We start from the raw sequence: 12,430 nt of genomic DNA on the forward strand, positions 1-12,430 counted from the left end.
TTTTTCAGATAATAATTAATGTGGAATGTCGTCACTTAAATAAACAGCCGGTTCACTTTTATCATGTGGCAGCACTATATTTAGAATAATCGCTACAATTCCGCCCATACAAATCGGATTTTGAAACAATATTGGTAACTGAGCAAACACTTCCGGTTCAAAAGCCACACCCAGACCAAGCCCCAGTGATGTAGCACAGATAACTGCTTCACGGCGTCGGATGCCGGCAGTAATAATAATTCTGATACCGGCGGTAACAATCAAACCGAACATAACCACCATTGCCCCACCTAAGACCGGACTGGGAATAGTGGTAAAAATAGCACCAACCCATGGAAATAAGCCAAGTATAATCAGAATAGCAGCAATATATTTACCGACATACCGGGAAGCAACTCCCGTCATCTGAATAACGCCATTATTCTGGGCAAAAGTGGTTAACGGCAATGAACCCAGTGCTGTAGCAATTACGGATACCAGACCATCAGCCATTACCCCGCCGCGTAAACGGTTTGTGTAAGACGGACCATCTACCGGCTGATTAGAAATCATGGCGGTAGCAGTTAAATCACCTACTGCTTCAAATACACTTAAAAGATAAATAGTACCGGCCACCATAAAAGCATGCCAGTCAAAAGCAAAGCCGTATTTAAATGGAATCGGTATTGTAATTAAGGGTAAATCGTGCAGATTGGAAAAATCTACAATTCCCATAAAAATCGCAATTACATAACCTGATATCAAACCTACCGCAATGCCGGCCATACGCCACCATGCATTTTTAAAGCAGTTAAATAACAATACAGTAAACAGTACAAATGTGGACAGAGCCAGATTAGACCATGAACCAAAAGTATGATTTGCTTTTGCAGTAAGACCACCGCCAAAGTCAGTAATACCGACATGAATAAGACTCAGGCCTATCATCAATACCACAACTCCGCTTACAGTAGGTGTGATGATTTTTTTCAGAAAAGGTAACAGCCATGATGCCCCGATTACTAAAAAGGCGCCCACGAATGAGACGCCCAGTAAAGTTGAAATCATAGTATTTTCATTCATCCCGCTTTCTTTCATGCCCAGCCCCAGCGCAATCATGACAGTGACAAATGAAAAATTAACTGATTGAATTGATAACAGCCCCGAACCAATAACACCAAAGCGGTGTACCTGAATATAAGTACCTACACCTGAAGCCACCATAGACATTGAGACCAGATAAGCAGTCATATCAGCCGGCAGTTTCAGCGCACCGCCCACCACAAGAGCCGGCGCCACCATAGGAACAAAAAGAGCGAGTAAATGGGTTAATGCACTGAGCAAACCATTTAAAACAGGAGGTTTTTCCTCCAGACCATAGACCAGATCAGAGTGTTCATTCTGCTTACGAACAGAGGAATTATCGGCCATGTCATCCTTCCTTATTTGCTTTATGCATGTGTGAAATGTATATAAAGCAGCGTATTTTAAGCGATACGGCACTGTTTAATCCAGAGCAAACTATTGAGGAATAGAATCTTTAACACAAGCAAACTACTTTTATCAAAAGTGGTTCGAATACCGGCAGTTTTCCATGTAAGCAAAAAATACGCTACAATCATCACATTTTTAGCTCACCTGTAAAGGGTAGAATTATGTTGACAGGCAGCCTGGTTGCCATCGTAACGCCTATGCATGAAGATGGCAGTATTGATTATGAACAATACAAACAGCTTATTGACTGGCATATTGAGTCAGGAACCGATGCCATTGTCGCCGTGGGAACAACCGGTGAATCAGCCACACTCAGCGTGGATGAGCATTTGAATGTCATCAAAACTGCTGTAGAACATGTAGCCGGACGCGTGAAAGTGATTGCCGGTACTGGCGCCAACAATACTCACGAAGCAATTTATCTGGCTCAGGAGGCTCAGCAGGCTGGCGCTGATATGACTTTGTCTGTAGTACCCTACTACAACAAACCGAATCAGGAAGGTATCTACCGCCACTTTAAAACTATTGCCGAAGCAACCAGTATCCCCATGATTCTGTATAATGTCCCGGGTCGCACTGTTGCCGATATGCAACCGGACACTGCTTTACGTCTGGCAGAAATTGACAATATTGTTGGTATTAAAGAAGCCACTGGCAACATTGGTCGCGCATGTTATTTGTTTAAGCACGTACCAGAAAATTTTGCAGTTTATTCCGGTGATGATCCTACTGCTCTGGCATTTTTACTGTGCGGCGGTCATGGTGTTATCAGCGTTACTGCTAACGTTGCTCCGAAATTGTTTGCAGATATGTGTCATGCAGCTTTGCGCGGAGATATTACAGGTGCACGCGCTTTAAATGATAAATTACAGCGCCTGCATGGTGATCTTTTCTGTGAACCAAGCCCTGCACCAACGAAATGGGCACTGTCTAAACTGGGTAAAATCAATCCGGTTTGCCGTCTGCCTATTACTGAATTAACTTCTGCCGGACAGGCTGTCGTGCTGGCCGCCATGCAGGAAGCCGAATTAATTTAAACACAAGCCTAAATTGCCATTGTAAAGCACACTGAAAGTGGCCGATATGAATATAAGTAAAACCGTTGCTCTAACCCTGCTGGCAGCAAGTCTTGCCGCCTGTGCCAGCAAAAAAGAAAACCTGCCTAAACTGGATTACCAGTCTGACAATAAAAAAATTGTTCAGCTGGATGTACCTCCTGATTTGACTGATCCGAATCAGGGGAACCGCTTTAGTGCACCTGGCAGTTCACTGATTAATGGGGCTGTACGTGCCAGTGACATGAACAAAAAAGCGGGAAAAACTCAGAATAATGCGAATGCACAGGTACTGACTCAGGTACCGAATATTCATTTGCAGCGTGATGGAAGTATTCGCTGGCTGACTATCGATAACAAACAAGCTGCTGAATTATGGCCGCTGCTCAGAGCATTCTGGCAGGAACAGGGCTTTACTATCGAGCGTGAAGAACCATCCATTGGTCTGATGCAAACCAACTGGGCGGAAAACCGTGCCAAACTACCATCTGATGTGATTCGCGGTATATTCGAAAAAGTAGGTCTGGGTGGTGTTTACTCCAGCGGCGAGCGGGATATGTTTACTATCCGTCTGGAACGTAACAGCAAAGGCGGTACAGATGTATTCTTCAGCCAGAAAGGTATGAAAGAAGTCTATACCAGCAAAGATGGCGACAGCACTGCATGGCAGCCAAGACCTAATGAGCCTGAGCTGGAAGCAGCATTTCTTGCACGCTTTATGCAATATCTTGGTGCAGACGCCAAACAGGTTCAGCAACAGATAGCTGCCCAAAAACAAAACCCGAATGAATACAATTTAGCCAAAATTGATGGCAATAGTATTTACCTGCTCGGGCCTCAGGAACGTAACTGGCGTCGTGTTGCACTGGCTTTGGATCGTGTTGGTCTGAATGTAATTGGAGAAAACCAGAGTCAATATGCTTATCTGGTTGAAGTAGCTGCTGCAGAAGCCTCTTCTGTTTCTAATAAAAAACCAGGATTATTCGGACGTATGTTCGGGCGCAGCAAAAAAGCTGAACAACAGCAACAGCCAAAACAGCAACCTCGTCTGATGGTACTGGCAATACCTCTCAAGGATGGCGGAACACGTGTCACTCTGGCCAATGAAGATGGCACAATATATACCGGAAAAGATGCCACAAAATGGCTTCAGCAACTGGATCAGCAATTACGCTAACTTTAAAAGCCTGCTTATGCAGGCTTTTTTAAACAAAACAACTACCCAGACTTTTATTCAGATCACCTAATTAAATAATTAGAATTAATTTGGATTAAATGGATTGTTTGATTTGTATTCAAAGCTAATCAATTACTTTAAGATTAATTTAACTGGCACCGGATTTTTGTTTTATGCTGTTTTCAGGGTTCAATTAAATTGCTTATCAAATACTTTTTTAAATTACATACTAACGACTTAATATTTATATCTTTTAAAAATAAAATTATTTTTATACAATCTTTTTTACTGTTCAATCTGTTTATTATAAAACCGGTTTTCTTGTTTATTAGACAGATAAACAGATTCTAAAGATAGAAAATAAAAAATTCTGAAGTGTCAAATATGAAAAAATTAATTGTTAGCTATTGTTTTCTTTCAATGACCGTAATTGCGGCTTTGGTTATCGGTACAATATTCTTTGCGGATATACGTTATCCATTATGGTATAGTATCACCTGTTTTATTATTGCTGCACTCGGCTTAATAATACTAACGCCATTTACCATTAAAATAATTAAAATTAATCGAAACTTAAATTAATTCAATATCCATTGTAAATAATATCAATTTATATTATATGCATATTTTTAACCGTAAGCTATAAATATTTATTGTTTAAATATTTACAATAGTTTTCATTTAACAGATTTTCTGTATATAATTGGTCGTAATTTCTTCTTTAACCTTTTATGATATCAGACTAATGAAAAAATTAATTATAATGCATATCTGCACAAGCCTTATGTTTGTAATCTTTCTCGGTATCGGATTTTTTCTCTATAATAAAGATCAGCAACTGACAATTTATAGTAAAACATTTTTTATTCTAGGTGCAATTATGGCCATCGGAGAAATGCCTTTGACCTTTAAATTAACCAAAATGAAACAAGAGAATCAGCAGAAATCTGAAACAACTACAGATTTTACTTCATTGGGAAAAAAATAAAATTTTTCAGTTTATGAAATCACTATAATTAATATTAATCTGTATTTTATAAATAACTCATATTTTTTACTTAAAATTGATTTATAAACTGATTTATTTTATTCCGGCTGTAAGTAATAATTGTAAATAGCTGTATCTTTCTTAATTAACCAATCTGCCCAGCCAATTTATATCTTTTTAAAGCATTTACGAATGACGAAACTCAAACTTTTATTACTCATTCTGGCTTCATGTACATTTATGTTTATTGGCTGGGTTGTGCTAGGCTGTTATTATTGGGTACATCAACAGCACACTATTGCGATAATCTGCTGTTTACTCGCTTTTATTAGTGTACTGGGGCAATTTGCTGCGCTTGCGTTTACTTTGCGTGAACGTGCATACCGGCAAATTAATCAAGTGTTATCCTCAAATGATGTAAACCATGAATAAAATTGTTCTTGCCAGTAATAATCAGGGCAAGCTGACTGAATTTAGCCGCCTGTTTAATTCTTTAAATATCGAAATTGTTCCGCAGTCTGAATTTAATATTCCTGAGTGCCCGGAACCTTATGTCACATTTGTTGAAAATGCACTCGCTAAAGCACGTCATGCCAGCCGTTATAGTGGCTTATCGGCATTGGCCGATGATTCTGGTATTTGTGCCAATGCACTGCATGGTAAACCTGGTGTCCATTCAGCACGTTATGCCGGTACAGAACCGAAATCAGATACAGCCAATAATGCCAAGCTGGATGATGAATTATGCAATTGTGATGACAAAAGTGTGTTTTATGTATGCGTACTGGTTTTAGTGCGTCATCCTGATGATCCACAGCCATTAATTGCTGAAGCCAATTGGTCTGGGCTGTGGCAATCCTCTGCTGCAGGAAGCAATGGTTTTGGATACGATCCGCATTTTTATGTTCCAGACCAGAAACTGACTGCAGCACAAATGAGTCAGGAAGAAAAAAACCGGATAAGTCATCGTGCTCAGGCATTAAATATTTTAATGGATAAACTGCGTCGGCAGTATGGCCTGAATACTCATGTCTGAGTTTCCCGTTTCTCTGCAAATACCGCATTCTATTACGCCAGTTTTGACCAGTTTACCGCCACTATCTCTGTATATTCATATTCCATGGTGTGTTCGCAAATGTCCGTATTGCGACTTCAATTCGCATCAGCTTAAACAAGAACTGGATGAGCAGAAGTATATTGATGCCTTATTAACTGATCTGGAAACTGAACTGCCTTATTTCTGGGGTAGGTCTGTTCACACAATTTTTATCGGCGGAGGGACACCTAGTCTATTTTCCGCATCTGCATTTGAAAAGCTCTTAAGCGGCATTCGTGCACGGGTTAATCTGTTACCTACGGCAGAAATTACTCTTGAAGCCAATCCGGGCACATTTGAACGCGATCGTTTTGCAGATTATGCAGCAGCTGGTATAAACCGGCTTTCCATCGGAGTACAAAGTTTTGCCAATGACAAACTGGCTGCACTGGGAAGAATTCATAACCGCAATGAAGCACTAAATGCCATTGAATCAGGCTTAATTCTGTTTCCTAAACTCAATATTGATTTGATGTATGCCTTACCAGGACAAACTGTCGCACAGGCAAAGGAAGATATTAATACAGCAATTGCAACCGGAGTAAGGCACATTAGTGCTTATCAACTTACACTGGAACCCAATACACCTTTTGCCCATTCACCTCCTCCGAAGCTACCAGATGATGACCATATTGCTGATATAGAAGAAGCTGTACATACATCACTGTCACAGGCAGGTTTTCATCATTATGAAACGTCTGCCTTCGCCCAGCCTCAGCAACAATGCCGGCATAATCTGAACTACTGGCAATTTGGCGATTATATCGGTATCGGAGCTGGCGCTCATGGTAAGATATCCAGTGCTCAGGCAATTGAGCGCACTACCCGATCTAGGCATCCGAAAGATTATCTGCAAGCGATGCAGCAGCAACCTCAGTGTGCTATTGTCCGCCGGCAAATTTCTGCACAGGATTTACCTTTTGAATTTATGCTGAATGCTCTGAGATTAACTGATGGAGTTCCTACTACATGGTTTAGTGAGCGTACCGGCTTGCCTGTTACCTCCATTCAATGTGCGATTACTCAGGCCGTAGAGAAAGGTTTAATGGACGCAGATCCGTTAAACTTACGTCCAACTGCACACGGACGTACTTTTCTGAATGATTTACTGGCTTTATTTTTGAAAGACTGATAACCCCTTTTCATACCAAGGAGTAAAAACATGGAAAAAAATATTATTCATACTGAGAAAGCACCGGCCGCTATCGGTGCTTATTCACAAGCAGTACGTGCTGGCAATACAGTATATCTTTCCGGTCAGATTCCGTTAGTAGCTGAAACAATGCAAATCGTTGATGGTGGTTTTGCTGAACAGGCACATCAGGTGTTTAAAAATCTTCGGGCGGTTGCAGAAGCTGCCGGAGGCAGTCTGAATGACTTAGTAAAAGTAAATGCCTATCTGACTGATTTGAGTAATTTTGCTACGTTTAATGAGATTATGGCGCAATACTTTACAACTCCTTATCCAGCTCGTGCTGCTGTTGAAGTTTCTGCTTTACCTAAAAGTGCTCTGGTTGAAGCTGAAGCCATTCTGGTACTGGACAAGTAAACAGACAAATCGGGACAAACCAGTTTGATTAGGTTTATCCCGATTTCTCAGGAGATGAATATGGCACAGTATGTGATTGGTGATTTACAGGGATGTCTGACAGAGTTTAAAAAACTACTGGATAAACTGAATTTTAATCCCGGTACTGATACCTTATGGCTTACCGGCGATCTGGTAAACCGGGGCCCGCAATCACTGGCCACATTGCGTCTGGTAAAACAGCATGATGGCTGTATGCAGACTATTCTGGGAAATCATGACTTACATTTACTTGCACTGCATTATGGTTATGGCAAACTCAAACGTGCAGATACAATCAGTGACATTCTGAATGCGCCCGACAGAAAACAATTAATTGACTGGTTACTCCGACAGCCTTTATATCGCCAGCAGGACAATTATGTCATGGTCCATGCAGGTATCTGGCCAACATGGACATGCGATCAGGCACAGCTACTGGCTCAGGAAGTGGAAACCGTATTGCAAAATACTCCGAAACAATTTTTTTCCCGAATGTATGGAAATAAACCTGTTCACTGGAACAATAATCTCAGTGGCGATGAGAGATTGCGTTTTATCACTAACAGCTTTACCCGGATGCGTGCACTGACTGATGACGGAGCAATGGATTTTGATTATAAAGGGACGCTCATTAATATACCAGCGCATCATATACCATGGTTTAAGGCGCCGCACCGCCAAAATATCAATAAAACTATTCTATTCGGTCATTGGTCGGCATTAGGTTTATATCAGGCCGATCATGTTGTGTGTGTGGATACCGGTGCTTTATGGGGGGGCTATCTAACAGCTTTTAATCTGAATGACAGAAGCGTGGTACAGATACCAAGTGAAATAAAGTTAAATATTGAAAATTAAATACAGTTAAAATAATGACCTTAACATACTGACAGTTGGCCTTGAAAGCAAATATTTCACTTGAAACATGTTGTTGTGAAGAATTTTTTATTCATGTATTATTAATATAGTAACGATAACGTTTAAACTGTATTATTTAATACTACCGTACATTAGCTAAAAAAGACTAAGATACAGCTATTGCTTCTTTACCTAAGCCAAGTATGATGGTTTATGTTATCAGAAGATTTATTCATAAATGCTTATAAGGAGTTGTCATGAAAAAAGTTCTTGTCCCGGCTGTATTGTTGATGCTGGCTGTTACCGGTTGTGCATCAAAACATCATCATAAAGCACCTTCTGCACAGGTAGCCGTACCTGCAGCAACTACAGCGAATGTACAGATTGATGCGCGTAAAGAAGTAGCTTATTTGTGCGGTACTGGTGCAGCTAAAAACCGTTTGACTGTAATGTATGGATTGCAAGGTCAGAACGTCGTGGCAGCTCAGGTAAATTATCAGGGCAGACTTTCTCCTGTAATGATGCGTGATGCACGTGATGTTAACTACAATACTTTCGTTTCTCCCGAAGGCATTACTTGGAAAACCGCTATTGCCAACAGCGATACTGTAGATAAAGTTGGTGCTCTGGGTCTGTTACAGCCAAGCAAACAGGTAATTAACGGTCAGGAAAAAATTGTTCCGCAAATTGTTACCCAGAACTGCGTAATAGATAATGGTACAGTGGCAGTAGCTCCGGCTAAAACCAAAACTGTTAAAACCACCAAAACTGTTACTACCAAAAAAGTATACAAACACAAAAAATAATTGATTGTGTTTTGAACAACGGCAACCTTTCAGGTTGCCGTTTTTATTTTATATATGAATAAAAAACTCTCCTGCTTAGTATCTGTACTAGCCAGCCGGAGTGATAGACAAATTCTAATAAATCAGAATAAATCATGGTTTAACTTGAAAGCGGTAATAACTGCCCTTATTTAAATGCAGTTATTTTCTCCGGCAGCTATCTGGCTGCTGGTCAGTAAAGGATCACGAGACATGCAACAATTCGACGGTACAACCATTATTTCCGTTCGCCGCGGTGAAAACGTCGCCATCGGTGGAGATGGTCAAGTGACACTGGGTAATACCATTATTAAAGGGACTGCACGCAAAGTACGCAAACTGTATAACAATCAGGTGCTGGCCGGTTTTGCCGGGGGTACCGCTGATGCATTTACTCTGATAGAACTATTTGAAAGTAAATTGCAAAAACATCAGGGTAAACTGATGCTGGCTGCAATTGAACTGGCTAAAGAATGGCGTACCGATCGCGCATTACGCCGTCTGGAAGCAATGTTAATTGTGGCAGATAAAAAAAATACACTGGTAATTACCGGAAATGGTGATGTGCTCGAACCGGAACAAAGCATTGCAGCTATTGGTTCCGGTGGTGCTTTTGCCCAGTCGGCAGCACGTGCATTAATGGAAAATACCGAGCTTGAACCGGCTGAGGTAGTTAAAAAGTCCCTCGAGATTGCCGGTGATATCTGCATTTACACAAATCAGAGCCACACTATTGAAACCTTGTAATTTTATTGGCCGTTTAATTTGTATTTAAAAACGGTCATATCTCAAGATTGGAACAAGATGAGTACATCTGTAATGACCCCGAGCGAAATCGTTCATGAATTAGATAATCATATTATCGGGCAAACTCAGGCCAAACGTGCAGTAGCAGTAGCGCTGAGAAACCGGTATCGCCGCAGTCGCGTTGCCGAACCCTTACAAAGCGAAATCGTTCCGAAAAATATTCTGATGATTGGGCCTACTGGTGTAGGTAAAACTGAAATAGCCCGCAGACTTGCCCGTCTGGCCAACGCACCTTTTATTAAGGTAGAAGCTACCAAATTTACTGAAGTAGGCTATGTAGGCCGTGATGTTGACAGTATTATTCGCGATTTGATTGAAATTGCCCTGAAAAACATTCGTAACCAGACAATCGCTAAAAACCGCGACCGTGCTCAGGATGCCGCAGAAAACCGCATTCTGGATGCCCTGCTGCCTCCGCCACGCAGTGTCGGTTTTGCCGGTGAGCCACAGGAAGCTCAACCGGAAAATCATACCCGGCAGAAATTCCGTCAGATGCTGCGTAAAGGCGAGCTTGACGATAAGGAAATCGAGATTGAGGTTGCCGCTAATCCTTCTCCGACCATGTCTGTTATGGGTCCTCCGGGAATGGAAGACTTCACGAATCAGTTGCAAGATATGTTCAGCAGCATGGGACATGGTAAAACCAAAGCTCAGAAAATGAAAGTAAGCGCTGCCATGAAATTACTGCTGGATGAAGAAGCAGCTAAACTGGTAAGCGAAGAAGAATTACGTGAACAGGCAATTAAGTCAGTTGAACAAAATGGCATCGTATTTTTGGATGAAATTGATAAAATTGCTACTGACAGCAGTCGCCATGGCGGAGATGTTTCACGTCAGGGTGTGCAGCGTGATTTACTGCCCCTGGTTGAAGGGACAACGGTACAGACTAAGTATGGCATGATTAAAACTGATCATGTTTTATTTATTGCATCTGGCGCATTTCATCTTAATCGACCCAGTGATCTAATCCCCGAATTACAAGGGCGCTTTCCGATTCGTGTTGAACTGGATAATCTGAGTGTAGATGACTTTAAAGCCATTCTGACAACGACCCACGCTAATTTGACTGAACAGTACTCTGCTTTACTGGCAACTGATGATGTCAATCTGCAATTTACTGATGACGGCATTGCCCGTATTGCTGAAATCGCTTTTCAAGTTAATGAAAAAACCGAAAATATTGGTGCACGCCGATTGCATACGGTTATGGAAAAATTACTTGAAGAAGTTTCCTTTGATGCGCCAGCCGGCGATATAACCATTGATGCAGCTTACGTTGATGCTCGTTTACAGGATATAGCTGAACGTGAGGATCTGGCTCGTTACGTATTGTAATTCTATATTCAAGCGGCTTCGGCCGCTTTTTTATTAATTGCGAACCTCTTTTTTTCTCCCTGATATTCAACTAAATATAACCAATCCATGCCCTCAATTTTATCGCGAACCTATCAGCCTTATCTTTTACAGCACTATAGGTTAACCCAGTGGTCACACCAATTACTTGCTACTACATTAGCAGCATTATTAATGGCTATATCAGCCAATATAAGCATTCCTCTGCACCCCGTCCCTTTATCGCTGCAATCGCTGGCAGTTTTACTGCTCGGTGCATTTTTAGGGCGAAAGCTCGCTGTATTAGCCATACTTGAATATTTGCTGCTCGGCGCCTGCGGTCTGCCCTTTTTTGCGGGTGGGCATGGCGGAATAAATGTATTGGTATCAGCCTCTGCCGGTTATCTGTACGGTTTCATATTCAGTGCGTATATCGCCGGCTGGGCTGCTGAAAGAGGCTATGACCGACATTTTTTCAGCGGATTATGCGCCTTTGCACTTGCTCATCAGATTATATTTGTCTTTGGTGTTTTTTATCTGGCTTTTTATTTGCATACCAGTATTTATCATGCATTGCAATTAGGATATCTGCCATTTGCCGGTTTTGATTTACTTAAATTTTTTATTGCTGCGACTATTATGTTCACTCTGTGGCAATTTGGTAAAAAGCCAAGCTAATATCTTAAAGATAAGAAAACCGTACGAAAGCAATGTATTAACATACTTGAGTCATATTATCACTGCTATTCTCAGACGGTTTTCTATTTATTCTGACTATTTTTTAAATTGCTGTATCGTCCCGCTCTCCGGTTCGAATACGAATAGCGCTTTCTACCGGTAATACAAAAATTTTACCATCTCCGATTTTGCCGGAATGAGCAGCGGCAATAATTACCTCAATCGCCTGTTCTACTCTGTCATCCGGTAATACCAGTTCAATTTTTACCTTGGGTAAAAAATCTACTGCGTATTCAGCGCCGCGATAAATTTCTGTATGTCCTTTCTGCCGACCAAAACCTTTGACCTCAGATACAGTCATTCCGCTGAAACCCACATCAGACAAAGCTTCACGTACATCATCCAGCTTAAACGGTTTAACAATTGCTTCAATTTTTTTCATGCCGCCATGTTCCTTTTTACTGTATCCACAGTGCTAAAAACTACCATATCCTTATCTGAAACTCAAACTACCATGATTTAATAACATAAATTTAAGCAAAGCACTTATTTTTCGCGTAAAATTGCGTTTC

The 12,430-nt window shown here is 41.1% G+C and carries 13 protein-coding genes; 11 read left to right on the plus strand and 2 right to left on the minus strand.

The window, feature by feature from the left end:
* Positions 1 to 15: 15 nt before the first annotated feature.
* On the minus strand, positions 16 to 1,410 hold the full coding sequence (locus GYY70_RS03780; protein WP_037394020.1) for a nucleobase:cation symporter-2 family protein: 1,395 nt from the start codon (positions 1,408 to 1,410) through the stop codon (positions 16 to 18).
* A 224-nt stretch (positions 1,411 to 1,634) separates the two neighbouring features.
* Between GYY70_RS03780 and dapA the strand changes: the two genes are divergently transcribed.
* The 11 genes from dapA (at position 1,635) to GYY70_RS03835 (ending at position 11,858) form a co-directional block, all read left to right on the plus strand.
* Positions 1,635 to 2,510, plus strand: a complete 876-nt coding sequence (gene dapA / locus GYY70_RS03785; protein WP_084563436.1) for a 4-hydroxy-tetrahydrodipicolinate synthase — start codon at positions 1,635 to 1,637, stop codon at positions 2,508 to 2,510.
* Positions 2,511 to 2,556: 46 nt separating this feature from the next.
* Complete coding sequence (gene bamC / locus GYY70_RS03790; RefSeq protein ID WP_174831338.1) at positions 2,557 to 3,705, plus strand: outer membrane protein assembly factor BamC; 1,149 nt, start codon at positions 2,557 to 2,559, stop codon at positions 3,703 to 3,705.
* Positions 3,706 to 4,885: 1,180 nt separating this feature from the next.
* On the plus strand, positions 4,886 to 5,125 hold the full coding sequence (locus tag GYY70_RS03795) for an NGO_0222 family membrane protein (protein WP_025330449.1): 240 nt from the start codon (positions 4,886 to 4,888) through the stop codon (positions 5,123 to 5,125).
* Positions 5,118 to 5,729: an RdgB/HAM1 family non-canonical purine NTP pyrophosphatase gene (gene rdgB / locus GYY70_RS03800; protein ID WP_174831339.1), complete on the plus strand. Its 612-nt coding sequence runs from the start codon at positions 5,118 to 5,120 to the stop codon at positions 5,727 to 5,729. Before GYY70_RS03795 ends, rdgB begins: the two co-directional genes overlap by 8 nt.
* Complete coding sequence (hemW, locus tag GYY70_RS03805) at positions 5,722 to 6,921, plus strand: radical SAM family heme chaperone HemW (protein ID WP_174831340.1); 1,200 nt, start codon at positions 5,722 to 5,724, stop codon at positions 6,919 to 6,921. The genes rdgB and hemW overlap by 8 nt, the downstream gene beginning before the upstream one ends.
* Before the next feature lie 30 nt (positions 6,922 to 6,951).
* Positions 6,952 to 7,338 carry a RidA family protein gene (locus GYY70_RS03810; protein WP_174831341.1) on the plus strand — a complete coding sequence of 129 codons (387 nt, stop codon included), beginning with the start codon at positions 6,952 to 6,954 and terminating at the stop codon, positions 7,336 to 7,338.
* A 60-nt stretch (positions 7,339 to 7,398) separates the two neighbouring features.
* Positions 7,399 to 8,217: a symmetrical bis(5'-nucleosyl)-tetraphosphatase gene (locus GYY70_RS03815; protein WP_174831342.1), complete on the plus strand. Its 819-nt coding sequence runs from the start codon at positions 7,399 to 7,401 to the stop codon at positions 8,215 to 8,217.
* A gap of 257 nt (positions 8,218 to 8,474) precedes the next feature.
* Positions 8,475 to 9,023 (plus strand): hypothetical protein, encoded by a 549-nt coding sequence (locus GYY70_RS03820; protein ID WP_174831343.1) that lies wholly within the window; start codon positions 8,475 to 8,477, stop codon positions 9,021 to 9,023.
* Between the two features lie 231 nt (positions 9,024 to 9,254).
* Positions 9,255 to 9,788 carry an ATP-dependent protease subunit HslV gene (gene hslV / locus GYY70_RS03825; RefSeq protein ID WP_025330443.1) on the plus strand — a complete coding sequence of 178 codons (534 nt, stop codon included), beginning with the start codon at positions 9,255 to 9,257 and terminating at the stop codon, positions 9,786 to 9,788.
* 57 nt (positions 9,789 to 9,845) lie between these two features.
* A complete protein-coding gene (hslU, locus tag GYY70_RS03830; RefSeq protein WP_084563441.1) occupies positions 9,846 to 11,183 on the plus strand; it encodes an ATP-dependent protease ATPase subunit HslU in 1,338 nt (445 codons plus the stop codon).
* Positions 11,184 to 11,270: 87 nt separating this feature from the next.
* Complete coding sequence (locus GYY70_RS03835; protein ID WP_174831344.1) at positions 11,271 to 11,858, plus strand: biotin transporter BioY; 588 nt, start codon at positions 11,271 to 11,273, stop codon at positions 11,856 to 11,858.
* Positions 11,859 to 11,961: 103 nt separating this feature from the next.
* Here the strand turns inward: GYY70_RS03835 and GYY70_RS03840 are convergent, their stop codons facing one another.
* A complete protein-coding gene (locus tag GYY70_RS03840) occupies positions 11,962 to 12,300 on the minus strand; it encodes a P-II family nitrogen regulator (RefSeq protein WP_078475291.1) in 339 nt (112 codons plus the stop codon).
* Positions 12,301 to 12,430 lie beyond the last annotated feature (130 nt).

Origin of the sequence: Snodgrassella sp. ESL0324 (assembly GCF_013344955.1) — a bacterium.
Taxonomy (GTDB): Bacteria; Pseudomonadota; Gammaproteobacteria; order Burkholderiales; family Neisseriaceae; genus Snodgrassella; species Snodgrassella alvi.